The following is a 26418-nucleotide window of genomic DNA, read 5'->3' as shown; positions in this document are numbered from 1 at the left end:
AAATGAAACGAAACATCACGATACTACTTCTCCTTCTTTCCACTACCGTTTTTGCCAACAGCATTCGCGTCGGCAAAGGTCAACGCATCACCTCTCTTCACAAAGCCGTTGAAATGGCACAGGCAGGCGATACAATCCTGCTGCAAGGCGGCCGCTACAAAGAAGGCAACACCGTCATCAACAAATCACTGACGCTGCTGGGCGAAAATAACCCGGTACTGGACGGAGAGAACAAGTACGAAATCCTGACCGTAACCGGCAGCGGCATCGTCATCAAAGGCATCATGTTTGAAAATTCAGGCTACTCCAGCATGAATGATTATGCCTCCATCAGTGTGATCGACGCCAGCTACGTACTGATTGAAAACAACACGATCCGCAACGCTTATTTCGCCATCCACGTTGCCAACGCAACGACCTGCGTGGTGCAGCACAATACCATCAGCGGCCTGACCAAAACAGAACAAACTTCCGGCAACGGCATTCACCTGTGGAAGTGCGATGACATGCTGGTAAAAGACAACGATGTGCAGGGCCACCGCGACGGGATCTATTTTGAATTTGTCACCAACTCGGTTATCCAGCAAAACAACAGCCATAACAACATTCGTTACGGCCTGCACTTTATGTTCTCCAACAACGACAGCTATATCGACAACACCTTTCGCGACAACGGCGCCGGTGTAGCGGTGATGTATTCGCACCACGTACTGATGCAGGGCAACCATTTCGTGCACAACTGGGGTGGCAATGCGTACGGCCTGTTGCTGAAAGAAATTTCCGACGGGCAGATCCTGCAAAACAAGTTTGACAACAACACGGTGGGTATCCTGATGGAAAGCACCAACCGCATCAACGTGGACAACAACGATTTTGGCAGCAACGGCTACGCCATCCGCATGGCGGCAAGCTGCAACGAAAACATACTCCAGTACAACGCGTTTGCCGGCAACACCTTCGACGTGGCCACCAACGGCACCCTGATGCTGAACACGCTGCGCAACAATTACTGGGACAAATACGACGGGTACGACATGAACAAAGACGGTTACGGCGATGTGCCCTACCACCCGATCAGCATGTACTCCATGGTGATTGAGCAAAATCCCAACGCGGCCGTCCTGATGCGCAGTTTCATGGTGACATTGCTCGACAAGGCGGAGAAAGCCATTCCCAGCCTGACACCGGAAAACATGTTCGATGAAAAACCAATGATGAAAAGGAGTTCGTTATGATCAAGATTGAAAACGTACACAAGCAGTTCAAAAAGCTCAAAGCACTCGATAACATCAACGTTGATTTCAACAAGGGACAGGTCGTGTCCCTGATCGGGCCAAACGGTTCGGGAAAAACAACGCTGATCAAATCCATCCTGGGCCTGGTGAAGCCGGATAACGGGCAGATCCTTTTCAACGGCATCTCTACCGACAAGGACATCAGCTACCGCAACCAGATTGGTTACATGCCGCAGATCGGCCGCTACCCCGACAACATGAAGATTGGCCAGGTATTTCAGATGATCCGCAACCTGCGGGGTACCGATCACAAGATCGATGAAGAGTTATTCTACCGCTTCAAGCTGGATACCATGCAGGACAAAACGATGAAATCCCTGTCGGGTGGTACACGCCAAAAAGTGAGTGCGGCCCTTGCCTTTTTGTTTGATGCCGATGTACTGATCCTTGACGAGCCAACTGCCGGCCTTGACCCGATTGCCTCCGAGGTGCTGAAGGAAAAGATCATTGCGGAAAAAAAGAAGGGTAAACTCATTCTGCTTACCTCTCACATCCTGAGTGACCTGGAAGAACTGACAACCGACGTGCTGTACCTGCAGGACGGCAAAGTGGTGCTGTACAATTCCATTAAAGAATTGTACGACCTAACAGGGGAGGACAAGTTAAGCAAAGCCATTGCGTACGTGATGAAAAACGGGAACCAGCAACAGGAATTTCATTACCGGAAGATTGCCAACGGCTAAACAAACATGAAACGACAGACGGGAGACGTGAAACTGTAGAGCCCTTAATGTTGACGGTAACCCTGGTCTCACGCTTCACATTTGACGTTTCAGCAAAAAATACAAGTATGCTCAAAATATCCAAATACGTCCTATACGACATTCTGCGAAACAGGGTTGTTCTCGCCTACACCGCTTTTTTGCTGCTGGTGTCCTTAAGCCTTTTCCAGATGGAAGAGAATAGCAGCAAAGCCGTGCTGAGTTTATTAAACATCGTACTGATCGTGGTACCGCTTGTCAGCATGGTCTTCTCCACCATTCACTGGTACAACTCGTACGAGTTTATTGAGCTGATGCTTACGCAGCCGGTGAGCCGGAAAAAAGTATTGCTCAGCGAATTTGCCGGCATCGGTTCATCACTGGTGACCGCTTACCTGGTTGGCGTCGGCATCCCGGTGGTGCTCTACAACTTCGACAGTACCGGCATTGCCTTGCTGCTCATCGGCAGTTTGCTGACGCTGGTGTTTACCTCCATTGCTTTTTTTGCCTCCATCAAATCAAGGGACAAGGCCCGTGGCATTGGCGCAGCGCTGCTGCTCTGGTTTTTCTTTGCGCTGATCTTTGACGGCCTGCTCCTGGTGATCCTTTTTGCTTTCAGCGATTACCCGCTGGAGAAAGTTATCATGGTCCTGTCTTCCTTCAACCCGATTGACCTGGGACGCATTTACCTGATGCTGCAAATGGATGTCAGTGCCCTGATGGGATATACCGGCGCCACGTACAAAGACTTTTTTGGCAGCAGTGCAGGGATGATCTACACCTTCGGCACCCTGCTGCTTTGGATGATCGTACCGCTGTTGCTGTCCCTCCGCTCCTTCAGTAAAAAAGACCTGTAGAACAGAGGAACAAATGAATGAAGAAGGAAAAGAACGCGAAACTTTAAACACAAAACGCTAAACTTAAAACTATAACCACTATGACAGAACTACTCAACAGAACGATCTCAGAGATCGTGACCGACTATCACCAGACCGCACCGATTTTCGAAAAATACGGCATTGATTTTTGCTGTAAAGGCAAACGGCCGCTGGAACAGGCATGTACCGAAAGAGCCCTGAACAAAGAAGAGATTCTGGCAGAATTGAACAACGCGATTGAAACGCAATCAACAGCCATTGATTTCAATGCCCTGTCCCTGACGGTTCTTGCCGACTACATCGTGCAGACCCATCACACCTATGTGAAGTTCAACATGCCGCAGATCTACAATTACGTGTTGCGGGTGGCAACAAAACACGGCGATAGCTTTCCTTATATGAAAGAGGTTTTCCAGCTTTTTTCAGAAATACAGGAAGAGATGAACCAGCACATGCTGAAAGAAGAACGGGTGCTGTTTCCCCGCATCAAAGAACTGGAAGCCAATGGTGCGCTGGATGTGCCGCTTGACTATTACACGGGCCCGATCAACGTTATGGAAGAAGAGCACGACAGGGCGGGAAACCTGATGCAACGGATCCGCGAGCTGACCAGCAACTACACGGCACCAGAAGGCGCCTGCACAACATTTCGTTTGAGCCTTGCTTCACTACAGGATTTTGAAGCGGACCTGCACCAGCATGTGCACCTGGAGAATTATATCTTATTCCCCAAAGCCATTGCGGTATATGAAAAGCTGAAACAATAAATCGCTTTGTTCAAACACAAGGCTATTTTCCTCTTGCAGCGGTCGGCAACGACCAGCCTGCAAGAGGAATTTTATTTTTAGGAAACGGAAAAAAGGAATTGATGAAACCGATACAAGCCTGTAGAAATTGAATTAAAAAAGCCGGAAGTGATTTCCTGTTCATAGCCACCGACGCTATCGGTAGTGAATGACCGTCATTCAAAACAGAATCCTGGTAGTCTCAATGTAAATAGCTGTGAAAGCCTTCCTCCATCAGGTCGCGGCATTCTCAACAATTTTCCACAGGAAGGACCCTAACTACTCATTTGGAAGCCCTTCAGATTTCTGTTCGCACACGATGCCAGCCTGACGGCAATTTAATTTCACCGGGTTCCACCTGTTCGAAGTACTGTTTTTTGCCAAGGCCTGCAACCATCAATGCCACGCCAACCGGGAAGAATACACTGAAACCAAGTAGCAACTGCGCATAATACGGAACAGTAAGGCCTAGCAGTCCAGGCGAGGCATTGAGCACCAGCAGGAGTTCGGTCGTAAAAAAAGAAAAAAGAAAAAGCCCCACGCCATACCGGCCAAGCTGGCTGCTTTTAAACACCTGGCTGAAAACAAAAAGGCTGATAAATCCCAATAGCACCAAATGCAGGTAAGCGATCACGAAATTGCGACTGTGGTAAGCCAGCAGTGCCACGGCTGGCAGGGCGCTGAACAACTGCAGGACGTTTTTCAACACAAAGGCTGATAGCACCCATTTGAGAAGTGCAGATTTTCTCAGCGCCTTTGCTGCCGACCAATCTTTCAGCAGGTACACAACGCCGGCAACCTGCAGCAATCCGCCCATCGCACCAACCAGGTTGAAGGCAATGGAAGGCTCGCTCCACAATACCGAAAGCGCATAGGTTGGCAGGCAGGCGCCATTCAACAGCCAAAATGCTTTTCGTCCATTTGCTGCAGTGCCCTGCTGCTCCATTAGCTGGTAAAGCAGTCCTATTACCGCGAAGGTGAAAAAACCGTTGTATTGAAAATGCAGGTAGAAATAGATCGCGTCAAAATAAATGGGGCTGCCGCTTTTGCCCATTGCTATCAGCGGACCAGTAGCAAACGGACCGATGGCCGAAAGAGAGGCATAAAGCAAACCCCATTTTACGAAACGCAGCGATGTAGTGTGCGTCATTCCTTTTGCGGCCTTCCAGCAAACTATTGCCAGGTAAAATGTTGCGGCAATGGATAAGGTAGAGAACGAAATACTGACAGCTTTATAGCCCTGCACCGGGAAGGAAAGCAGCATACCGTAAGCGGAAACCAAAACCAGCGCGGCGATATTTCTCCAGTGCCGGTAGGCAATGCGATCCCTCAACGCGGGGAACATTTTCATCAGGAGGGCCAGCAACACCGGCAACACCCAGCCGCCGAAGGCAAAATGCGAGTGACCATGCAACAGGTTTTTATAGTCCAGTGGGAAGTGCGGTAAAAAAGGCACGGAACGAAGCAGGAGGCCGATTGAAGCAACCAGCAACAGGTTAAAAAATGCGATCGGGAATAACAACTGCTGCAGGCGCACTTTTGCTCCATTGTTCTGTAAAGGCATGGCCCGAATGTCCGCCGATTTGCGGTTCCCGCCTGCTTTTTTGTTCAGTGATTGCTATGAGTTTTATCAGGTTTTTGAAATTTTAGAAATTCCTTGATCTTTAGCCCGCAAAACCATCCCATGCTTTCACTCCAGTTTTCTCCTTTCCCGCTGTTGGAAACCGATCGGCTGCAGTTGCAGCAAATGCTGCCTGAACACGCACCGGCTCTTTTCTCCATGCGGTCTGACAAAGAAGTCATGCGGTATATTGACCGGCCATTGGCGCAAACCGTCGACGATGCGCTGGCCTATATCGCCCTGCTGACAGACATGCTGCAAAACAACGACGCCATTACGTGGGGAATTTTCACCAAAGAAGGTTCGCCGCTCATGGGCACCATCGGCTTTTGGCGGATTCAAAAAGAACACTACCGCGCCGAGATCGGCTACCTGCTTCACCCTTCCCTCCAGGGCAAAGGCCTGATGAAGGAAGCCATACAGGCCGTTTTACAGTATGGATTCGGAACGATGAATCTACATTCGGTCGAGGCCAACGTCAATCCCGGGAATGCAGCATCGATGCGTGTTTTGGAGCATTCGGGATTTGTGCGTGAAGCCTATTTTAAAGAAAACTATTTTTCCAACGGCCAGTTTCTCGACAGTGTGATCTATTCGTTGCTGGCGCCGAAATAAGAAGGCAAAAAAAAGGTCTCTTTCCAGAGACCTAAGGCATTTTACAGCGAATCTGCCATTTCTTCCCGCTGCCGGGCAAACTTGTCTTTTACCTTCCCGAAAGCACCGTCGGCTTTGTCTTTCAGGTCATCGATCGTGTCTTTGAAGTTTTCTTCGTCGTACAGGTACCAGACAACGCCTGCTACAGCGGCGGCAACAAGGGCTCCTAACAGTATTTTTTTCATACAAGTGATTTTGGAGAATAAGCCAATTCACGTGCCAAGGACACATGTGAAAGTTACTCCATTTCGGCCGAAAAAAACCGGAGGCATATCATTTCAGGCGGTCAAAGCTGCGCCGGTAATCGTATTGCAGGTCTTCGTGCAGGGTTTCGATCGCAGCCGCAATCTTTTTCACCTGGTTGTCGTAAATCCTGGACAGCAGTGAACTCCGCTTCCAGTCGAGCCGCATACCCTGGAAATCGGTGCAGAAATGCAGCAAAATTTCAATTTCCACCGTTTTGTCGCCGGCATACCGGATGTATTTGTTTGCCGTGCGCAGGGCTTTGCGAATGGTTTTTTTAGCAAAAAAAACGCTGCTGGTATTGACGCCGGCAAAGATCTCGTCCAGTTCTTCTTTTACGCTTGCAATGTAGTGGGGAAGATTGTCGGCTTCGTATAAGAGGAAGGTTAGCAACTCCTTGTTTTCTTTTTTGTAGCGGGACAGGCGCAGGCAAAGCTCCACGAGGTCTTTGTGCTCAAGGGTCTTCAGTTCTTTTTTGATCTCGCTTGCCGATGCTGCCTTCATAACGGTGCTTTCGGTAAAAATAGAGAAGGCCTGCCAGTCCTGCGTACAATCGCTACCTGCCCTGAAAAAAATCACAGCCATTTGACACTGAAACGGAAATTGCCTCCGCTACAAATCCCTTGCAACGCCTCAATCGATTTCCCCTTGGAAGTTCGAGTTCCAGGATATCAAAAGCAGAGCTGCCAATAATTGGTGTCGACCCGTCTCTAACGATATTGCCTAAACAAAAAGCGGTTTCCGCAACGGCCAAACGAACACCGACAACAACCAGGTTGCAGTCAACCGCTGTTTGCAAATGCCCTGAGCGGGGCTTCCGAGAAGGCCTACCCGCCGCATGCCCCAACATTTTAAAACCCTGACGAAAATCATAATTTTCCATTCAGCACGTCAGCATCCTATTCTTTCCACCAGGATAGTTTTGATCGCACGAAAACTCATTCAAAATGGAACGAACAGACCTTCCTCCTGCCGGATCTACCGATTCCGAATTTGACCGGACCTTCAAGCCCCAAGGCGCCATCGCTTTTTTTATTCTGCTGGTAATCCTCGGCGCCATCATCTGGTACAGTATCTATTCCCTCATGCTTCAAAGAGCGTAAATAAGCTGTATGCAATTCGATCGATTTGAAAAACGCGTTCTGCTGATGACCGGCGCCTTGCTGGCCGTTTTTATTTTTTCGATGCTGTATGCAAGGAGCAAATACAATGATCTTCCGGAATGCCTCCCGTTCGACAAGGCCTACACGGAACCAAAGGTTACAAAACTGGACGACAAGACCTACCAGGTGTTTGCGGTTGCTTCGATGTGGCAGTTCCAGCCCGCGCAGGTCTATATACCGGTAGGCAGCGATGTGGACTTTTACCTCAGCTCCAAAGATGTCGTTCACGGCTTTTTCATTTCCGAAAAAAACGTGAACATGATGGCCGTATACGGCAACATCAACAAGCAAACCGTCAAATTCGACAAGCCTGGAGTATATAAGATCACCTGTCACGAGTACTGTGGCGTGGGACACCAGAACATGCAGGCCGAGGTGATCGTGAACGATCCCGCTGCACGGTAGTAAGCATTCGCCATCCAAACCCGCATTCACAACAAACGCATTCGCATGAACACTAACACACAAACCCTTCCTGTCCAGGCAAAGCCAGCACCGGCTTCGCTGCTTAGCGGGATGCAGATTTCCGGCTGGTTACGAAAAGTTGTCTATTGGGAATTGGGGATTCCCCTTGCACTTCTTTCCATCGGAATTTACCATGGACTGATGCAGGTCATTTACCGTGCCGGCGTACTGCACCAGCAGGCCTTCCTCAAACTCGATTACTACCAGGGCCTCACGCTGCACGGCGTTATCAATGCCATCGTGCTGACAACATTTTTTGCCGTGGCCTTCGGCCATGCGACCATTACGTTTTACCTGCGGCGCGAGCCCAATAAAACACTGACCTGGCTTAGCTTTTGGCTGATGACGATGGGCACGCTGATGGCCGCCTGGGCCATGCTGGCTGGCAAAGCTTCGGTACTTTACACGTTTTACCCGCCGCTGAAAGGCCACCCTCTTTTTTACCTGGGTACGGCGCTTCTCATTGTGGGATCCTGGATCCCGCTTTTCGACTGGGCAAGACTTTACCGCGAATGGAAACGCGAAAACCCCGAGACCAAAACACCGCTTGCGGTGGTGGGCACGCTTGTGAATTTCATCATCTGGTTTGTGTGTACCCTGGCAGTCGCCTACGAAGTGCTGGTGCTGATCCTGCCCTGGGCCATGGGCTTCCGTCCCACCGTGAATGTAACGCTGGCCCGCACCTTGTTTTGGTTTTTTGGACATGCCCTCGTGTATTTCTGGCTCCTGCCGGCTTACGTGATGTACTATAATTTCCTGCCGAAGCTCGCCGGCGGAAAGCTCTATTCGGATATGGCCGGACGCATTGCCGCTTTTCTTTTCCTGCTTTACTCCGTGCCGGTGGGTGTTCACCACCAGTTTTCCGACCCGTCCATCACCAAAGGCGTCAAGCTTTTTCAAAGCATCCTGACGTTTGCTGTAATGATCCCCAGTTTCATCACGGCGTTTACCATTGCGGCTTCGCTGGAATACGCCGGCCGCAAACGCGGCGCCAAAGGGCTCCTTGGTTTTTTTACCCGGCTTCCCTACCTCGACCCCGACCGTTACTTATTTGCCTACCTGATCTGCGGCCTGTTTCTTTTCATCTTTGGTGGACTTACCGGTATTGTTAATGCATCGAGTGAATTGAACAACACCATTCACAACTCGGCATGGATACCGGGGCACTTCCACATGACGGTTGCGGGCCCGGTTTTCCTCGGCATCATCGGCATGAGCCTCTACCTCTATTCCAAAATCTCGGGCAAACAACTTTACATGCCCAAACTCGCCGTCGTTCTCCCTTATGTATGGGTGGTCGGTATCCTGATCTTCTCCACCGGGCTTTCCTGGGGCGGATTGATTGGTGAACCGCGTCGCACCAACCTGGGAATGACCTACCTGAACCCGACGCACGAATTGTTCACACCAGAATGGGTGCCGACGACGATGCTGGGACTCATGGGGGGTATTATCATGTTCATTGCCGGCATGTTGTTTCTTGTTGTGTTCTTTGGAACGATGCTGAAAAAACGTTCGGAAAAAGGGCAGCTTGACTTCCCTGTAAGCGAGGTGCTTCACGATGAAAAACGCATCCCCTTGTTCGATACGTTCAAGCCCTGGCTGGTAACGATGGCGGTGATCCTGGTTGTTGCTTATATCCCGGCCTTTTTAGACGCCACCCGCAACCCCGGCCCCGGTGCACCGCGGTTTACGCCGGATAACCCGGTTCCGGTTCAGGCTGCGCCTGCGGCAACATCCTCTGCAGCCGGCAATGAAACCATTGTATCGTACCGGAAAAAATAAAAATGAAAAAATACAGTCATTGGCTCTTTATCGCTATCGTGGTGATTCTACCGGTCACGGTCTACGCCCTTGTCAAATGGTACCAGGATCGCTACACCGCTCTACCGGTTCTGCTTGAAGAAAACCACCACGTTACCAGTTATGCGCTGATCAACCAGCAAGGGCGTTCTGCAACACTGAAGGACTGGGACAACAAGATCGTTGTGGCCAATTTCTTTTTTACACACTGCCCGGTGGTTTGCCCGAAGATGGTGCGAAACCTCAAAACCGTGCAGGCAGCTTACCGCAACGATTCAACCCTGCTGCTGGTTTCCTTTAGCGTGGATCCCGAACGTGATTCAGCCAGCCAGCTTCATTCCTATGCCAACCGCATGAACATCGCCGGCAACTGGCTCCTGCTGACCGGCAACAAAAAAGAGATTTACAAACTGGCCAGGCAAAGCTTCCGCGTAGTGGCCACCGACGGCGATGGTGGCCCGCAGGATTTTATTCATAGCGACAAACTGGTTCTGCTGGACAGGCAAAAGCGCATACGCGGTTATTACAGTGGCACCGACGAAAAAGAAACCGAGCGTTTAATCCGCGACATTGGCCGTTTGCAAAAAGCGGAATAGAACCCTGACAAAAATCATCTCCGCACCTGTGGTTTGTAAGATTTTTTCGGCTTCGCAAAAAACATCTTTGCCCAAGCAATACAAAAACACAATGAAACTAACGTTCCTCTTTTTTGCCAGCGCCGTTCTCCTCGCCTGTTCAGTTTTTGCCGCACCACCCGTTGAAGAAGGCAAGACGATTTTTTCGGCCCGGTGTGCCGGCTGTCACAACATCAACAAAGTACTGACAGGCCCCGCACTTGCCGGTGTGGACAAAAGACGTACGATCGACTGGATTGTGAACTTTGTGCATTCATCGCAAACTGTGATCAAAAAAGGCGACGCAACTGCAGTGGAGTTGTTCAATAAGTTCAACCACATTCCGATGCCCGACCACCCGGACCTTTCGGCCGATAACATTAAAAACATTGTTGAATACATCAAGTCGGAAGCGACGGGCAGCAACCCCGAAAAAGCTCCCTTTGCCCGTCCATCCCAACTGCGTCCATCGTACAAACCTTTGACCTTTGCGAACTACGGTTTTTTCCTGAGTTACATTGCCCTGGTATGCCTGTTAATTGGCGTTCTCATTTTTGCTGTCCAGTTAAAGCAATACCAGCGATCTGCAAAAGAGAAAGTATAAATTTGTTTCGTTGAGTTTTCGTTTCATCCGAATGCCCCGTTCCCGGGGCATTTTTCTATGCAGTAACATAACGTCTACGACAATAAAAGATTTTTCGCGATGTGGCCATTACGAAGCATCCAAATGCCTTTATTCCGGCACTAACCGAAGGCTGGATTTTCTTTTGCAAGCTATGGATAAACGACCGGATCGGCAGCAAGTTTGGCCAGACATTCCTGCAAACTTTCCTTCCATGGACGGATAGGAACGTTGTACACCGATGCAATTTTATGCTTGTCCATCACCGAGTAGGCAGGTCGCCTTGCGGGTGTTGGATACTGGTCGGTGGTGATGAAATTTACCTTGCAGTTGCTGTGTGACAAACGGGCAATTTCTTCGGCAAACTGGGCCCAGTTGATCACGCCTTCATTGCTGTAATGATAGATGCCCGGCCGCCAAAGTTTGCTTTCAATAATGTGCAGAATCGCAGTGGCAAGATCGGCGGCATAGGTTGGCGATCCCCATTGGTCGGAGACAACGCTGATGCTTTCTTTTTCGGCCATCAGCCGCAGCATTGTCTTCACGAAATTTTTGCCGTAAGACGAATACACCCACGCGGTGCGGATTACGAGGCTGTCGGGATTTAGCCTGAACGCCTCCTGCTCGCCACGCAGTTTGCTTTCGCCATAAAAATTTACCGGAGACACAGGACTTTCCTCCGTCAGCGGTTCACGGCTTTGCCCATCGAACACATAATCGGTGGAAACATGAATGAATTTTGCCCCAAACCGGTGTGCAGCTTCGGCCAGCAAACCCACTGCTATAGCATTGACCGCCATGGCCTGCTCTTTCTCGGTTTCGGCCCTGTCCACCGCCGTGTAGGCAGCACAATTGATGACATACTGCGGACGTAGCAGTGCAAAGGCCCGCTCCACTTCTTCACTGTTTTCGATCGCCAGGTCGCTGCGGGAAAAAAAGCAAAACTTAAACTGGGGCCAGGACGGCGCCAGTTCTCGCAGCTCGCTGCCCAACTGGCCATTGCTGCCCGTTACCAGGATTGTCGGTACTGCCATCAGCGGGAATATTCAAACGTATTCTTACAAAGAGAGAAAGAGGGCAACGCCAAATCTTTTTCTGAAACAACCTCCTGTCCTTTTTCAATTCGCCAGTCAATGTTGAGCGATGGATCGTCGAAGCGGATGCCCCCTTCACTTTCTTTGTTATAAAATTGGTCGCATTTGTATAAAACAACAGCCGTTTCGCTAACGACCGAAAACCCGTGTGCGAAACCGGCCGGCACCAGCAACTGTTTCCTGTTCTCTGCCGATAGTTCTACAACGTAGGCCTGCCCGTATGTTGGCGATCCTTTGCGGATATCGACAGCAACATCCATGATGCTGCCCTGCAGTACGCGGATCAGTTTCGTTTGGGCATAGGGCGGCAACTGGTAGTGCAGTCCGCGTATGACACCATACGAGGACTTGGACTGGTTGTCCTGCACAAATCGGATGGTAATTCCTTCCTGTTGAAAAAGCTGTTCGTTGTAGGCTTCAAAAAAATAACCCCTGCTGTCCTCAAAGACCTTTGGCTCGAACAGCAAGAGGTCAGGAATAGTCGTCTGATGAAATGGCATTGCTTAAAAGCTCCAGTAATTTCTTTTGTTGATTTTTCCACGATAGACACCCTTCAGATCCGCAATTACGGCGTGGGGCTTTGTAATGGAAGCAAAATAATTCTCGTCGAGGTCCGCATAAGGTTCGTGGCAAACTGTAACGATCACCGCGTCGTAGTCGTTGGCCGTTTCGGCGGCAAGGCCAAAGCCGTATTCGTGCTGCAGATCATCGCTGTCGGCATGCGGGTCTACCACATCCACGTTCACAAAAAACTCACGAAGTTCTTTGACAACGTCAGCTACTTTGGAGTTCCGGATATCGCTGACGTTTTCTTTGAACGTCGCTCCCATCACCAGCACTTTCGAAGACTTCACGTCGCTCACATTGCTGATAATATGGCGCACCACTTTGCGGGCAACATAGTTCGACATGTTGTCGTTGATGTACCGCCCGGCAAGGATCACACGGGAATTGAAACCCAGTTCACTTGCTTTGTAGGTAAGGTAGTAAGGGTCCACGCCGATGCAGTGACCACCCACCAGGCCCGGAGAAAACTTCAGAAAATTCCATTTTGTGCCGGCCGCTTCCAGCACCTCGAATGTATTGATCCCCATTTTATCGAAGATGATCGAAAGTTCGTTCATCAGGGCGATGTTCAGGTCACGCTGCGTGTTCTCGATGATCTTGGCCGCTTCCGCTACTTTGATATTCGACGCACGGTGAACACCTGCGTCAACCACCAGTTCGTAGGTTTTGGCAATTTCTTCCAGCGATTCCGCATCACAACCCGAAACCACCTTGATAACGGTGCGAATGGTGTGTTTTTTGTCGCCCGGGTTGATCCGTTCCGGCGAATAACCCAGCTTAAAATCTACGACATTTTTCAGCCCGGATAATTTTTCGATAATGGGCAGACAGTCTTCTTCGGTACAACCCGGATATACGGTTGACTCAAACACGACATAGTCGCCTTTTTTAATCACCTTACCAATCGTTTCCGACGCTTTTTTCACCGGTTTCAGGTCGGGCACATTGTGTTCATCAACCGGCGTGGGAACGGCAACGACAAAAAACTTTGCCTGGCGCAACACATCGAGTGACGTGGTAAACTCGATATCGCATCCGTCGAATGCTTTCTTATCCAGTTCATTACTCGGGTCGATGCCCTGGCGCATCATTTCGACCCGCTTTTCATTAATATCAAATCCGATAACGGACACTTTACGGGCAAATTCCAGGGCAATGGGAAGACCCACATAACCCAGTCCGATGACCGCCAGCTTTTCTTTTTTTTCGATCAGATCCTGGTACATTGATTTCAGTTTTAAAGTATAATCGTAGGGTGAATAAGAATAGTTAAATCCGGCACGAAGAACCCCTCTCCGCACAGAAAGCCCTAACGGCTTGTAAATTCCTTGGGCTTCCTTGCCCACTCTTCCTGTGGAAGCGTTTTGAAATAGTCGTAGGTTCTTCTCAGCCCTTCTGCCCTGGCCACTTTGGGTTCCCAATCGAGTATGGCCTTGGCCTTGGTGATGTCGGGCTGGCGTTGCTTGGGATCGTCGGCCGGCAGCGGCTGGTAACTGATCTTCACGTTTCCGCCGGTCAGTTTCAGCACTTCTTCGGCAAAATCTTTCAGCGAAATTTCGTCGGGGTTGCCAATGTTCACCGGCAGGTGATAGTCGCTGAGCAAAAGGCGGTAGATGCCTTCCACCAGATCATCGACATAGCAGAACGAGCGGGTTTGCGACCCGTCGCCAAAAACGGTGAGATCTTCGCCACGCAGGGCCTGCCCGATAAAAGCGGGCAGCGCTCGGCCGTCGTTGAGCCGCATGCGGGGCCCGTAGGTATTAAAAATGCGGATAATTCTTGTTTCGAGGCCATGGAAATTATGGTAGGCCATGGTGATACTTTCCATGTACCGTTTGGCTTCGTCGTACACACCGCGGGGACCAACCGGGTTCACATTTCCCCAATATTCCTCGGGCTGCGGGTGCACCTGCGGGTCGCCGTAAACTTCAGACGTTGAGGCAACCAGTATCCGTGCGCCTTTGGACCTGGCCAGCCCCAGGCAGTTGTGCGTGCCCATCGCACCCACTTTCAGGGTTTGAATGGGGATCTTCAGGTAATCGATCGGGCTTGCCGGTGACGCGAAATGCAGGATGTAATCAAGTTTTCCGGGAACATGGATAAACTTGGTGACATCGTGGTGATAAAACTCGAATTCTTTGAGCGGGAAGAGGTGCTCGATATTGCGCAGGTCACCGGTGATCAGGTTGTCCATGGCAATGACTTCGTACCCTTCTTTTATAAAACGATCGCAGAGATGGGAGCCCAGAAAGCCGGCCGCCCCTGTGATCAGGACGCGTTTTTTCATTTACACAAGTTTACGGGTTGGTTGACAAGCGGCCGGCCAATGCTTTCGTAGTGAAAGCCTTTTTTAGCCATCTGTTCCACATCAAAGACGTTTCGCCCATCAAACACCACGGGATCTTTCAGCGCTGCGGTTATCCTGTCGAAATCCGGCGTGCGGAACTCGTTCCATTCAGTGGCAACCACCAGGGCATCGGCGCCCCGCAGTGCATCGTAAGGCGAGTCGGCAAACGTGATCTTGTTGCCCAGCATCGCTTGTACGTTCTTCATGGCCTCGGGATCGTAAGCACTAACTGTAGCTCCTTCTGCGAGCAGGGCATGGATAATTTCCAGGGCTGGTGCTTCGCGAATGTCGTCCGTGTTGGGTTTGAAGGCAAGTCCCCACAAAGCAAAGCGCTTGCCAGTGAGGTCGCCATTGTAGTACCGCTTGATCTTGCTGACCAAATGCAATTTCTGCGCCTCGTTCACCTCGGTTACGGCATCAAGGATGCGAAACTGGTAACCCGCTTCTTTTGCCGAGTACACGAGGGCTTTAACGTCTTTGGGAAAACAAGAGCCACCATAGCCAATTCCGGGAAAGAGAAAACGCTTACCGATGCGCTCATCGGAGCCAATGCCACGACGAACCATGTCCACATCGGCACCCAACCGTTCGCAGAGTTGGGCAATCTCGTTCATAAAAGAGATCTTGACGGCAAGAAAGGAATTGGCCGCATACTTGGTCAGTTCCGCACTGCGTTCGTCCATAAAGATGATGGGATTGCCCTGGCGCACATACGGACCATACAGTTCGGTCAGCAGTTTCTGGGCCCGCTCGGACGTGGTGCCGATTACAATGCGATCGGGCTTCATGAAGTCTTCCACGGCCACGCCTTCCCGCAGGAACTCGGGGTTGGAGACAACGTCAAAAGCGCCATCGTAGTTTTTGCGGATGGCTGCGGCCACTTTTTCAGCCGTGCCTACCGGTACCGTGCTTTTGTCGATAATGACCCGGTAATCGGTCAGCAACGTGCCGATCTGCCCGGCAACGCCCAATACATATTTCAAATCGGCCGAACCATCCTCACCGGGAGGCGTGGGAAGGGCCAAAAAAATAATCTCACCATGTTCAATGCCCTCAGACAGTGACGTGGTAAAGGAAAGACGCTCTTCCTTGAGGTTGCGTTCAAAAAGTTTTTCCAGTCCCGGCTCATAAATCGGCATCGTGCCCTGGCGAAGCTTTTCCACTTTTCGTTCATCAATGTCCACACAACATACGTGGTTACCCGTTTCCGCCAGGCAAGTGCCTGTCACCAATCCCACGTAACCCGTGCCAACTACCGTGATTCTCATATTCGCTAGTATTGTTTGTTGATATAATTTACGACTTCAGTCGTGATCTGTTCAAGCTGCTCCTGTTCCATCTCCGTGTGCATCGGAAGGGAAATCACCCGCTCTGTTAACCAGTCGGTCACCGGCAGCGACGTTGCCGAAGAGCCGAAGCTCTCAAACATTTTTTGCCGGTGGGCCGGAACCGGGTAATAGATCATGGAAGGAATGTTGCGGGACGCAAGATAGTCATGCAGGCCATTCCTGTCAATACCGTCCAGCACCAGCGTGTATTGGTGAAAAACGTGCTTGCTGTACGGCGCACGGTAAGGCGTGGTGACGCCTGGCTGCCCCTGAAAAGCCTGGTCATAGGCATCGGCCAGCTTTCTCCGCGAATCAATATAGGCATCCAGGTGCTTTAGCTTCACTTCCAGCACGGCTGCCTGGATGGTATCGAGGCGGCTGTTGCAGCCGACAATGTCGTGATAATACCGTTTGCTCTGCCCGTGGTTGGCGATCATTTTAATCGTCTCGGCCAGGGCATCGTCGTTGGTCATCAGGGCGCCGCCGTCGCCATAGCCACCCAGGTTTTTGCTGGGGAAAAACGAGGTCGTGCCAATGGTGCCGATCGACCCGGTCTTCTTCACCGTTCCATCTGAAAAGATGTATTCGCTGCCGATCGCCTGCGCATTGTCTTCAATGACAGCCAAGCCGTGCGTGTCGGCAATCTTCATGATCTCCTCCATATTGGCAGCCTGCCCGTAGAGATGAACCGGCACAATGGCCCTGGTCCGGGGCGTAATGGCCGCTTCGATCGCTTTTGGATCGATGCAAAATGTTTTGGGATCCACATCCACGAAAACCGGTGTCAGCTTCAGCAGGGCGATCACTTCTGTGGTAGCTATATAAGTAAACGAAGGCGTGATGACCTCGTCGCCGGGTTGCAGGCCAAGTGCCATCATGGCAATCTGCAAAGCATCGGTACCGTTGGCGCAAGGCAACACGTGACGGGCACCATTATACGATGCAAGCGAAGCGGCAAACGAGTGTACTTGCGGACCGTTGATAAACGCACTGCTTTCCAGCACACTGATCACGGCAGCATCGATCTCCTCTTTGAGCTTTTGGTACTGCTGCTTTAGATCAACCATTTGAATGGGGCGCATTCTGATTTCCGATTAAGAGTTAAGAAGACTGACCGGGAATTCTTCTTCCCAGGAAGGAAAGACGACAGACCAAAACGATCCAAAGAACACCCATTTATCAGCGGTCGCAAAAATAGGGAAATATCAGTAAGGTCAGGGATGTTAGCTTTGCCCCGCTATGCGTCCAATGCTACTAGTATATGATGGTTTTATTCAACTCTACCGGCTGGCTGTAAAGCTGGCTGCGTACGGTAACAAAAAAGCTGCTGCCTGGATCGACGGGAGAAAAAAGGTGGCAGAGCAGCTTCAAAAAAACATTGCCCCAGCCGACGCAGTCATCTGGATGCATTGCTCTTCTGCCGGCGAATTCGAACAGGGCAAACCGGTGATCGAAGCACTGAAAGCAGCTTATCCGCAGAAAAAAATCCTGGTAACCTTCTTCTCTCCTTCCGGTTACGGGGCAGCCAGGAATTACCCCCACGCCGACATTCTTACCTACCTACCCCTGGATACAAAGAAAGAAGCAGAGCGTTTTTACCACCAGGTGCGGCCCTCGCTTGTCATTTTTGTCAAATACGAATTCTGGTATCATCACTTGGCCACAGCTGCTTTTCACCATGTCCCGATCCTGCTGATCAGCGCCGTGTTTCGCAAAGACCAGCTTTTTTTCCGGACGTATGGAGGGTTTTACCGGCAGATGCTTTTTTTGTTCCGCCACATTTTCGTGCAGGACAGCACCTCCCTCGATTTATTGCAGGCAAACGGCATTTCACACTGCAGCATCGGTGGTGATACCCGTTTTGACCGCGTGGTCAAAATCGCAAAAAGCGCTTCCGACATTCCACTGATCTCCGAATTTGCTGCCGGTAAAAAACTCCTTGTGGCCGGCAGCACCTGGCCCGGCGACGAAGACGTGCTGGCCCTCTACGTGCGGCAAAACAGGGATGTGAAACTGATTATCGTGCCGCATGAAATCAATGCCGGTCACATTTCGCAGGTACAGGCGCTCTTCGACGGTGCTCTTCTTTACTCCGCGCTGGAAAAAGGAACCGCCCGACTTTCTGCCCGCGACAATTCTCAAACGCTGATCATCGATTGCGTGGGCCTGCTCTCCCGCCTCTACCGCTATGCGACGATCACCTATGTTGGCGGCGGTTTTACCAAGGACGGCATTCACAACATACTGGAAGCGGCGGTCTGGGGAAAGCCGGTGCTCTTCGGACCCCATTTTGAAAAATACAGGGAGGGAAAAGAAATGATCGCGGCTGGCGGCGCCTTCAGCTTTGCTGATGCCGGTGGCTTCAAAAAAATTGCAGATGATTTGCTCACGGATGAGAACCACCTGCGAAAAACCGGTTTAGCGGCCAAACGTTATATTGACGAAAATACCGGGGCGACCGGCACCATCCTTGAATTTATTCAGGAAAAGCGCCTTCTCACCAACTGATAAAAGTGCTTGGCCGTTTCATTATCGTCATTCCAGCCCAGTTTCAACCGCAACTCCCGGCTCATCCAGTACTCGGCTTCGGAATAAATATTAAAGTTGTTGATGGTTTTGATGCTCCGCTCATAGGCAGCCTCATCGCCACGGAACAATTCGCGAACAAAAACAAAGCGGTCGTTGATGCCAATGCCCTTGCGCAAATCCTTGATGGGTGTTTCTTTCAGCACCTGTGCCACTTCTGTCTGCTCCCGCTTGAGGCGGTCGTTGAGTGACTCTTTCCTTTCGGCAATTTTTTCGTGTACTTCAGCGGTTGCCCCGTATTGCGACAGGGTGGGCACATCCATCGTTGATTCAAATGCGCTGTTGAAAAGCTGCTGCGCCGAATAAGTTGGCCGCGGCTCTTCCTTTGCTTTCTGCCTTGGCTCCTCGAACAAGCTTTCCTGGATCAGGGGCTTACGAAGCGAATATTCTCTCCCTTGCGAAACCGGTTCTTCGTGCTGGGATGAGGCCACTTCTTCCTCCTCCGGCTCTTCGGATACCAGGTCCAACACATAAATTTCTTTTTCTATTTCTTTTTCCACAACGGGGGCCTGGGCCACTTTTGGCTGCTCAACCGGCACGGTCACCACGGCTTCGGCCATTGCAACCACCGTGTTGAACGGAAGGGTAACCGCGACTTTTTTGGTTCCGACTGTTTCCTGGCTGTTTTGCAATTGCAACAATTCCTGCTGCAACAATTGCACGGTAAACAGGAGATGAGAGGGAGAAGCGCCTTGTGTTTTTTGTTGGGACAATTTATCGATGAGCGTGTGTATTCTTTCCATGATTATGGTACTTTCGTTTTTTTCAAACAGGATATTACGGTAACGTAAGGTAGGGCCTAAAATTATTAAGTGTTTGTAAAAAAACGACTGCTAAGCCAAAATAATAGTTATTCACATGTTTATTGAACCACTCTATGGAGAAAAGCGGGGCTGGATTGAAGTGATTTGCGGTTCCATGTTTTCCGGGAAAACTGAAGAATTGATCCGTCGCCTGAAAAGGGCCAAAATAGCCAACCTGAAAGTCGAGATTTTCAAACCTGCCATCGATGTGCGCTACGATGAAATCAAGATTGTGTCGCACGATGAGAACGAAATTCACTCCACGCCGATCGACAACTCGCAAACCATCCTGCTGATGGCACAGGGCGTGGATGTGGTCGGTATTGACGAAGCGCAATTTTTTGATGACGAAATTTCCAACGTGTGCGATCAGCTCGCCCTGCGCGGCGTGCGGGTGATTGTTGCCGGGCTGGACATGGATTTTATGGCAAAGCCTTTTGGGCAAATGCCTTTTTTGATGGCCAAGGCCGATTATGTCACCAAGCTGCATGCGATTTGCGTGAAATGCGGCAACATTGCCAATTACTCCTACCGAATCATTCCCAACGAGGAGCAGGTGATGCTGGGCGCCAAAAATGCCTACGAGCCGCGGTGCCGGGTTTGCTATACGCTGGATGGGGCGATTGAATAAACGACGATGAAACAAATTCTCACCTTGTTCAAAAAAGACCTGTTGCTCGAAATCCGGCAGCAGTATGCATTTTATGGTGTGCTCCTGTACATCGGCGCCACCATCTTCGTGCTTTACATGGCGATTGAGAGCCCGGACAACCGGACCTGGATCGGCCTTTTCTGGATCATCCAGCTGTTCATCTCCATCAATGCGGTAGCCAAAAGCTTTTTGCAGGAAAGCCGTAGCCGCATGCTTTACTATCACTCCATCTCTTCGCCGCAGCATTTTGTACTGGCCAAGCTGCTTTTCAACTCGGTGCTGATGCTGGTGATGAGCCTTTTGAGCATGGTGGTTTTTTCGCTGTTTCTTTCCTACCCTGTGCAAAAAACGGCGGCTTTTATCGGGATCGTGTTTTTGGGTGGGTGGAGCATGAGTCTCGTGTTTACGTTTTTGGCGGCCATTGCAGCCAAGGCGCAGCAGAATGCAGCCATCATGGCCATCCTCGGTTTCCCGATCATCATTCCGCAATTACTGGTGCTGATGAAAGTATCGTCTTCGGTCTTTGCTGCCGGCGAACCGATTTCCGTCGCCAGCGTTTTAATCCTGGTTGCCTTTGACGTCATGGTGATCCTGCTCTCGCTCATTCTCTTCCCTTTTCTCTGGAAAGATTAATGCTGGCACACATATGCTGTCGTGAATGGTTAGCATGCGGCTTAGTTATTCATGTTTCCTACTGGCTACTCCACGCACAAAGACCTGGCTGTTTTGTTGTCGAAAACCAAGTCATCCCTTTCGCTTTTTTAACTGGAAGGCCCGCGAAATATTAAAGCCAAACTGGATGTCACCCCGTCCCCAGTCGTTGGTCGTTTCCGTCAGGAACACCCGCTCGTTCATCCCAATTGCATTGGTAAAATGCAGCTGGAAAACGTGGCCGCCGGTCTCGATATCAAAGCCGATCGAAAGCGGGTTGTGGACGTTCCGTGCGCTGTTCTGGTTGAACACGGCATAATAATCCACGTTCAGCGAAACACGTTTGCTCAATTTGATCCGGCCGCCAAAGCCTGTGGCGAACAGGTCGTTCGGATCGGCTTGTGTCTCCACATAATTACGGTGCAACAAAGTCGGAGAAAGCTGCAGCGTAAGCCTTTCCGTAAACTTTCTCCCCAGGATCAATTGCCCGTAATACGCAAGACGGGATGTAAACTGGTGCGGTGCGGTTGCACTGTAAAGGCCAGTTTGAATGGTTGTGCCCACAACGCCCAGCAGCGAGAAGGGCGTGGCGCCCGGACCAGTCGACTGTTGAACGGGACGATACTTGATGAAGCCATCGATTTCTTTTTTGTACGAGCTGCGGCCGACACCGATGGAAAGAGCGTTGGACAGGCCATAATCCAGTCCCAGCCGGATACTGGCATGATCAAGACCGAAGAATTCGCCGGCACCGGAGTTGACATTGCCAAATCGGTGCAGCACCCGGAAGTCGAGCACCCCCGGCTGCAGCATTTCCATGCTTTGCGACATGATGACGCGGCTTGACTTAAACGCATTGTACACCTTTTCTTTTTTCGGAGTGGTGTCGACAACTCCTTTGAGCAGGTCTTCGTTCTGCCCCGCGGCCCGATAGGACATGAGGAGGACGACTGCTCCGAAAAGCAGGCTGGCAGGTTTGACTATCATATAAACTGGTTAACCTTTCAGTGGGTCGAGCTTCGTTTCCACGGTGATGCGGATGCTGTTGGAAACTTTTTCTTTTACAGCCGACGGGATCGAGATGCGAAAATCGGACAGCAACACATTGAATGCGGAAGACGCTTCAATTTTGCCGCCGTTTACTTTAATGGTTCCGGGCACGTCTACATCTTTGGTCACATTGTGCAGGGTCAGCTTGCCTTTTACGTTCACGGTGTAGGTCCCTTCTTTGGCGTAATTCACTGCGGCGTTGTTGGCGATAACGCCTTTGAAAACCGCGTCGGGATATTTATCGCTTTCTACGTAGTTTTCGTTGAAGTGCTGTTGCATCAGCGCCTTTTCAAATTCAAAACTTTTCATCTGCACGCTGAACTGCAGGGCGCCGGATTTTGTATCCAGCACGGCGGTAACCGTTTTGTTTTTTCCTTCGATGTCCTCCATGGGAGCTTTGGAGGTAAAATTGATTTTACCGGTCTTGGTAAAATAACGGTCCTGGGCACCGGCTACTGTTACAAAGAGTACGAAACCGAAAAAAAGAACAAACTTCTTCCTGAACATCATTGTCATTTTTTTGATAGGGCTTATTGTTTTGATTTTACGCCGGCCGACCGCAACTGGACGGTCGTGCCCAGGCTGGCCAACAGGTCGGTTGGATCACTGCTGCTTTTTGCATAGCCGCTACAGATGCCCTGCATGACGGCCACACTGCCAATCTTCAGACTTTCGTAATCCTTCATGTGCCGGCGGTCAAGTCCGATCACGACTTCCGAAGGCGACGTTTCGTCCCCCAGCACCACTGCACCGGACGTATCCACACGTTTGACCACACCTGTTACTTCCACTACTTTGTCAATGTATTGCCTGCGTGCAGCGGCCGTATCCTGTTCAAAAGCGGCAAGCAGGTCTTTGGCCTGCACCGCCGCGTGTGGTTTGTCCTGCACAATGTCGGGTGTCTGTTTAAAATAAAAATAGGCGCCGACCAGGCCTACAACCAGGACAAATGCGATGATGCCGAGTAAAATTCTTCGCTTCATAATGTGTCACTAAAGATAAATCATCGTTTTTGGGCCTACCACCTCCTTCTACTGTCTTTAACCTTTTTATATCACAATTGACGGCCTTGCCTCCCGTCATTCCGGACATTCAGTCTCACATGAGTAAACAAAAACAGCGGTTCTGTAACCGCTGTTTTCAAAATAAAAATCAATTCCTTATTTCACATTGGAACCATTTTTCGCCAGGCTGTCCGGGTTTACGAGGATCAGTTTTCCGTCCGGCTCTTCGGCCGTCAGGATCATGCCCTGGCTTTCGATTCCCCGCATCTTGCGGGGCGCCAGGTTGGCCACCACGATCACCTGCTTGTTCAGCAATTCTTCGGGAGTAAAGTGCTGTGCAATGCCAGACACGATGGTTCTTTTTTCAAAACCAAGGTCTACCTCCAGCTTTAAAAGCTTATCGGCTTTTTGCACTTTTTCTGCAGTAAGGATGGTCCCGATCCGTAGGTCAAGCCTGTCAAAATCGTCGTAAACAATTTCGGCTTTCACGTTTGCAGGCTGCGGCGTGTCGACCATTGACGTTTGCTCCTTGCTGACTGCTGCTGGCTCATTGCCATTTGCCTTCTCCTGTTCCATTTTCGATTTCTCCAATCCTGCTTTTAATTTATCTACCTGGTACTGTACTTCGGCATCTTCGATCTTGCGGAACAGCAGTTCCGGTGCCCGGAGAGAATACCCTACACTCAGCAGCTTCAGCGAACCCGCGTTGTCCCACTCCAGCATTTTGTCAACGACCTTCATCATGTGACACATTTTCTTTGCCGTGTTGGGTAGGAAGGGATTGATGAAGATGGCAAGGTTTGCGCAAAGCTGCAGGCAAACATGCAGGCAGTTGTCGATCTGGGCCTGCGCCTCTGCCGTCACCGCGCCTTCGCTGTTGGTTTGCTTCGCCTTGATCCAGGGCTCTTTTTCCTGCATGTACTTGTTGCCTTTGCGGGCAAGGTCAATTACATTGAACAGGGCATCTCGAAACTTGTATTCTTCCAGCAGGTTTTCAATCCCCCCTTTCGACTTTTTGATTTCCTCGATCAACTCATTGTCTTTCGCATCGGCAATGTCGTTGTGAAACCTTGGCACTTTACCACCGGCCAGTTTGTGCATCAGCACGAACGTGCGGTTGAAGAAATTGGCAAACACGGCCACAAGCTCGCCGTTCACCGCATCCTGGAATCCTTTCCATGTAAACTCACTGTCCTTCGTTTCGGGAAGAATCGTGGCCAGATAATAGCGCAGGGAATCGGCCAGCTGCGGCCCGCCGTTTTCCTTTTTGATGAAATCGTCGATATAATCCTGCATGTCCAGCTTCCAGTTACGGCTGGTGCTCATCTTGTCGCCCTCGAGGTTCATGAACTCGTTGGCGGGCACGTTATCGGGAACAATAAAATCATGCAGCCTGAGCATCACCGGGAAAATGATGCAGTGGAAAACGATGTTATCCTTTCCAATAAAATGAACCAGCTTGGTGTCTTTGTCCAGCCAGTACGGCTCCCAGTCCTTGCCGGTATTCTTTGCCCACTGCTTGGTGGCGGAGATATAGCCGATCGGCGCATCAAACCACACATACAGCACCTTGCCTTCCGCATCGGGCAGGGGCACTTTGACCCCCCAGTCCAGGTCTCTTGTCACGGCTCTTGGCTGCAGACCGGCGTCGATCCAGCTTTTGCACTGGCCCAGCACATTTGTCTTCCAGTCAGCCTGGTGCTCATTGAGAATCCAATTGCGCAGCCAGTCTTCGTGTTTGTTCAACGGCAGGTACCAGTGTTTTGTTGCTTTTTTCACCGGCGGTTTGCCACTCAGCGTGCTCACCGGGTCAATCAAGTCATCGGGACTTAACGACGTACCGCATTTTTCGCACTGGTCGCCATAGGCCCCCGTAAAACCGCAATTGGGGCAGGTGCCTTTGATATAGCGGTCGGCCAAAAAGGTTTGCGCTTCTTCGTCGTAATACTGCTCGCTCTCTTTGACTTCCAGTTCGCCCCGGTCGTTCAGGTAAGTAAAAAATTCCTGCGTGGTTTCGTGGTGTACCGGGTTCGACGTGCGGTCATAAATGTCAAACGAAATCGAAAGATCATCGAAATTTTGCTTCATGATGCCGTGGTACTTGTCAATGATCGCCTGTGGAGTCGTGCCTTCCTTCATGGCCTGGATGGGAATGGCCGTTCCGTGTTCGTCGCTGCCGCAAACAAACACCACATCTCTTTTTTGTGCCCGCAGGTAGCGCACATAAATATCGGCCGGTATGTAGGCACCGGCAAGGTGGCCAATGTGCTTTAAGCCGTTGGCATAAGGCAAGGCCGATGTAATCAAATATCGTTTAGGCGTTGTCGTCATGACTGTTGGTTCATTTCGGATTTACGAATTACGTTTCTTTGTTATAGTGATGCCGCGCAGCGGAGAACTGAGTGATTACGGGAACTTGCTCCGATCAATCTGTTTCAAATCCTGCCAATCCGCCGCGCAAAAATACCGCAAACCACGCAACCGCTTTTGAATTGGGCGCACAAACATTAATTTGTGGCCAGATTACCGGTTTATGAAATTCCCACCTTACCTGAAAAAAGGAGACACGATCGGCATAGTGGCGCCGGCCGGCTTTATGCCGATCGAAAAAATGCAGGCCTGCATCGAAACACTGGATAGCTGGGGCTACACGGTGGAACTTGGCGCAACCACCCACAGCGGCGCCGCCAATTATTTTTCCGGAACGGACGAGGAACGCCTTGCGGATCTTCAACAAATGCTGGACAACAAGAAGATCAGTGCCATCCTGTGTGCCCGCGGCGGTTACGGTGTAAGCCGGATCATTGACCGGTTGAATTTTAAAAAATTCAAAAAGCACCCGAAGTGGCTCATTGGCTTTAGTGACATTACGGTATTGCTCTCGCACCTGCAGGCCAGGTATAAAATTGCATCCCTGCATGCACCGATGGCGGCGGCGTTTAACGAAGGGGAATTCAACAATCCCTATGTGCGGTCCTTGCGCCAGGCACTGGAAGGCGAGAAAGCAAATTACGAATGCAATGGTGACCCTTATAATCAAAAAGGTTCGGCAAGAGGTGAACTGGTCGGCGGTAACCTGGCCCTGCTGGCACACCTTGTTGGGAGCTCCTCTGAAGTAAAAACAAAGAACAGGATTCTTTTCCTTGAAGATGTCGGCGAGTATCTCTACAACGTCGACCGGATGCTGCTTCAGCTAAAACGGGCCGGCAAGCTGGATAAACTGGCGGGACTGATCATCGGTGGTTTTACCGAGAACAAAGACACTGAACGACCTTTTGGGAAAGAAGTGCACGAGATCATTCACGAACATGTCAAAGACTATACGTATCCAATTTGTTTTGGCTTCCCCGTTGGCCACCAGAAAGAAAATTACGCCTTAAAAATCGGCGGCCGTTACCAGCTTTCGGTTGATGAAACGACTGTCGCACTGACAGAGTTATAGGAAGCCGGGTTAAAATAAAAGTCAAAATTCAAAAAGGAAGACGGTTTCCT

General features: G+C 50.5%; 28 protein-coding genes. 14 read left to right on the top strand and 14 right to left on the bottom strand.

Translation table 11 applies throughout. The annotated features are described in order from the left end of the window. Positions 1-2: 2 nt before the first annotated feature. From nosD to ric, 4 genes are all read left to right on the top strand, one after another. On the top strand, positions 3-1235 hold the full coding sequence (nosD, locus tag D6024_RS09735; protein WP_121354414.1) for a nitrous oxide reductase family maturation protein NosD: 1233 nt from the start codon (positions 3-5) through the stop codon (positions 1233-1235). After that, positions 1232-1978 (top strand): ABC transporter ATP-binding protein, encoded by a 747-nt coding sequence (locus D6024_RS09730; RefSeq protein WP_121354413.1) that lies wholly within the window; start codon positions 1232-1234, stop codon positions 1976-1978. Before nosD ends, D6024_RS09730 begins: the two co-directional genes overlap by 4 nt. 107 nt (positions 1979-2085) lie before the next feature. Further along, positions 2086-2853 carry an ABC transporter permease subunit gene (locus tag D6024_RS09725; RefSeq protein WP_121354412.1) on the top strand — a complete coding sequence of 256 codons (768 nt, stop codon included), beginning with the start codon at positions 2086-2088 and terminating at the stop codon, positions 2851-2853. 80 nt (positions 2854-2933) lie between these two features. Next, entirely contained in the window at positions 2934-3641 is a 708-nt protein-coding gene (gene ric / locus D6024_RS09720) for an iron-sulfur cluster repair di-iron protein (RefSeq protein ID WP_121354411.1), read from the top strand. A gap of 316 nt (positions 3642-3957) precedes the next feature. Here the strand turns inward: ric and D6024_RS09715 are convergent, their stop codons facing one another. Further along, a complete protein-coding gene (locus D6024_RS09715) occupies positions 3958-5223 on the bottom strand; it encodes a hypothetical protein (RefSeq protein WP_121354410.1) in 1266 nt (421 codons plus the stop codon). A 120-nt stretch (positions 5224-5343) separates the two neighbouring features. On the opposite strand from D6024_RS09715, the gene D6024_RS09710 reads away from it, so the two are divergent. Next, entirely contained in the window at positions 5344-5895 is a 552-nt protein-coding gene (locus D6024_RS09710) for a GNAT family N-acetyltransferase (protein WP_121354409.1), read from the top strand. A gap of 41 nt (positions 5896-5936) precedes the next feature. Here the strand turns inward: D6024_RS09710 and D6024_RS09705 are convergent, their stop codons facing one another. Both D6024_RS09705 and D6024_RS09700 read right to left on the bottom strand, forming a co-directional pair. Beyond that, positions 5937-6119 carry a hypothetical protein gene (locus tag D6024_RS09705; RefSeq protein ID WP_121354408.1) on the bottom strand — a complete coding sequence of 61 codons (183 nt, stop codon included), beginning with the start codon at positions 6117-6119 and terminating at the stop codon, positions 5937-5939. An 88-nt stretch (positions 6120-6207) separates the two neighbouring features. Next, a complete protein-coding gene (locus D6024_RS09700) occupies positions 6208-6762 on the bottom strand; it encodes a hypothetical protein (RefSeq protein ID WP_240409997.1) in 555 nt (184 codons plus the stop codon). Between the two features lie 362 nt (positions 6763-7124). Here D6024_RS09700 and D6024_RS26650 point away from each other — a divergent pair, with 362 nt between their 5' ends. From D6024_RS26650 to D6024_RS09680, 5 genes are all read left to right on the top strand, one after another. Next, positions 7125-7280: a hypothetical protein gene (locus tag D6024_RS26650; RefSeq protein ID WP_162944670.1), complete on the top strand. Its 156-nt coding sequence runs from the start codon at positions 7125-7127 to the stop codon at positions 7278-7280. Between the two features lie 9 nt (positions 7281-7289). Continuing rightward, entirely contained in the window at positions 7290-7745 is a 456-nt protein-coding gene (locus D6024_RS09695; RefSeq protein WP_121354407.1) for a cytochrome c oxidase subunit II, read from the top strand. 45 nt (positions 7746-7790) lie between these two features. After that, positions 7791-9590, top strand: coding sequence for a cbb3-type cytochrome c oxidase subunit I (locus D6024_RS09690; protein WP_205573258.1), 1800 nt, complete (start codon positions 7791-7793; stop codon positions 9588-9590). 2 nt (positions 9591-9592) lie between these two features. Beyond that, the gene (locus D6024_RS09685) at positions 9593-10204 is read left to right on the top strand and encodes an SCO family protein (RefSeq protein WP_121354406.1); all 612 of its coding nucleotides are present in this window, start codon (positions 9593-9595) and stop codon (positions 10202-10204) included. Positions 10205-10295: 91 nt separating this feature from the next. Next, a complete protein-coding gene (locus tag D6024_RS09680) occupies positions 10296-10826 on the top strand; it encodes a cytochrome c (RefSeq protein ID WP_162944668.1) in 531 nt (176 codons plus the stop codon). A gap of 170 nt (positions 10827-10996) precedes the next feature. On the opposite strand, the gene rfbD is transcribed toward D6024_RS09680, so the two are convergent. From rfbD to D6024_RS09650, 6 genes are all read right to left on the bottom strand, one after another. Beyond that, positions 10997-11878: a dTDP-4-dehydrorhamnose reductase gene (rfbD, locus tag D6024_RS09675; RefSeq protein ID WP_121354404.1), complete on the bottom strand. Its 882-nt coding sequence runs from the start codon at positions 11876-11878 to the stop codon at positions 10997-10999. After that, positions 11878-12438, bottom strand: a complete 561-nt coding sequence (gene rfbC, locus D6024_RS09670; protein ID WP_121354403.1) for a dTDP-4-dehydrorhamnose 3,5-epimerase — start codon at positions 12436-12438, stop codon at positions 11878-11880. The genes rfbD and rfbC overlap by 1 nt, the downstream gene beginning before the upstream one ends. Positions 12439-12441: 3 nt before the next feature. Continuing rightward, entirely contained in the window at positions 12442-13731 is a 1290-nt protein-coding gene (locus D6024_RS09665; protein WP_121354402.1) for a nucleotide sugar dehydrogenase, read from the bottom strand. Between the two features lie 83 nt (positions 13732-13814). Then, entirely contained in the window at positions 13815-14792 is a 978-nt protein-coding gene (locus D6024_RS09660; protein ID WP_121354401.1) for a UDP-glucuronic acid decarboxylase family protein, read from the bottom strand. Beyond that, positions 14789-16120: a UDP-glucose dehydrogenase family protein gene (locus D6024_RS09655; protein WP_121354400.1), complete on the bottom strand. Its 1332-nt coding sequence runs from the start codon at positions 16118-16120 to the stop codon at positions 14789-14791. Before D6024_RS09655 ends, D6024_RS09660 begins: the two co-directional genes overlap by 4 nt. A gap of 5 nt (positions 16121-16125) precedes the next feature. Further along, positions 16126-17262, bottom strand: a complete 1137-nt coding sequence (locus D6024_RS09650; protein WP_121354399.1) for a DegT/DnrJ/EryC1/StrS family aminotransferase — start codon at positions 17260-17262, stop codon at positions 16126-16128. A gap of 166 nt (positions 17263-17428) precedes the next feature. Here D6024_RS09650 and D6024_RS09645 point away from each other — a divergent pair, with 166 nt between their 5' ends. Further along, a complete protein-coding gene (locus tag D6024_RS09645; RefSeq protein WP_162944667.1) occupies positions 17429-18688 on the top strand; it encodes a 3-deoxy-D-manno-octulosonic acid transferase in 1260 nt (419 codons plus the stop codon). On the opposite strand, the gene D6024_RS09640 is transcribed toward D6024_RS09645, so the two are convergent. After that, positions 18661-19509: a hypothetical protein gene (locus tag D6024_RS09640; RefSeq protein WP_121354397.1), complete on the bottom strand. Its 849-nt coding sequence runs from the start codon at positions 19507-19509 to the stop codon at positions 18661-18663. The genes D6024_RS09645 and D6024_RS09640 overlap by 28 nt on opposite strands. A gap of 115 nt (positions 19510-19624) precedes the next feature. Between D6024_RS09640 and D6024_RS09635 the strand changes: the two genes are divergently transcribed. Then, complete coding sequence (locus tag D6024_RS09635) at positions 19625-20200, top strand: thymidine kinase (RefSeq protein ID WP_121354396.1); 576 nt, start codon at positions 19625-19627, stop codon at positions 20198-20200. Positions 20201-20206: 6 nt separating this feature from the next. Then, positions 20207-20854: a heme exporter protein CcmB gene (locus tag D6024_RS09630; RefSeq protein WP_121354395.1), complete on the top strand. Its 648-nt coding sequence runs from the start codon at positions 20207-20209 to the stop codon at positions 20852-20854. Between the two features lie 111 nt (positions 20855-20965). Here the strand turns inward: D6024_RS09630 and D6024_RS09625 are convergent, their stop codons facing one another. From D6024_RS09625 to metG, 4 genes are all read right to left on the bottom strand, one after another. Continuing rightward, positions 20966-21859 carry a DUF5777 family beta-barrel protein gene (locus D6024_RS09625; protein ID WP_240409996.1) on the bottom strand — a complete coding sequence of 298 codons (894 nt, stop codon included), beginning with the start codon at positions 21857-21859 and terminating at the stop codon, positions 20966-20968. Positions 21860-21868: 9 nt separating this feature from the next. Continuing rightward, complete coding sequence (locus tag D6024_RS09620; RefSeq protein WP_240409995.1) at positions 21869-22432, bottom strand: YceI family protein; 564 nt, start codon at positions 22430-22432, stop codon at positions 21869-21871. A 20-nt stretch (positions 22433-22452) separates the two neighbouring features. Beyond that, positions 22453-22905, bottom strand: a complete 453-nt coding sequence (locus D6024_RS09615) for an OB-fold protein (protein WP_121354394.1) — start codon at positions 22903-22905, stop codon at positions 22453-22455. Positions 22906-23082: 177 nt separating this feature from the next. Further along, on the bottom strand, positions 23083-25257 hold the full coding sequence (gene metG / locus D6024_RS09610) for a methionine--tRNA ligase (RefSeq protein ID WP_121354393.1): 2175 nt from the start codon (positions 25255-25257) through the stop codon (positions 23083-23085). A gap of 202 nt (positions 25258-25459) precedes the next feature. Here metG and D6024_RS09605 point away from each other — a divergent pair, with 202 nt between their 5' ends. Further along, the gene (locus D6024_RS09605; RefSeq protein WP_121354392.1) at positions 25460-26368 is read left to right on the top strand and encodes a S66 peptidase family protein; all 909 of its coding nucleotides are present in this window, start codon (positions 25460-25462) and stop codon (positions 26366-26368) included. Positions 26369-26418 lie beyond the last annotated feature (50 nt).

Origin of the sequence: Flavisolibacter nicotianae, assembly GCF_003628535.1 — a bacterium.
Taxonomy (GTDB): domain Bacteria; phylum Bacteroidota; class Bacteroidia; order Chitinophagales; family Chitinophagaceae; genus Flavisolibacter; species Flavisolibacter nicotianae.
The sequence above is the reverse complement of the archived record's forward strand: the minus strand, read 5'-3'. Positions and strand labels throughout refer to the sequence as shown.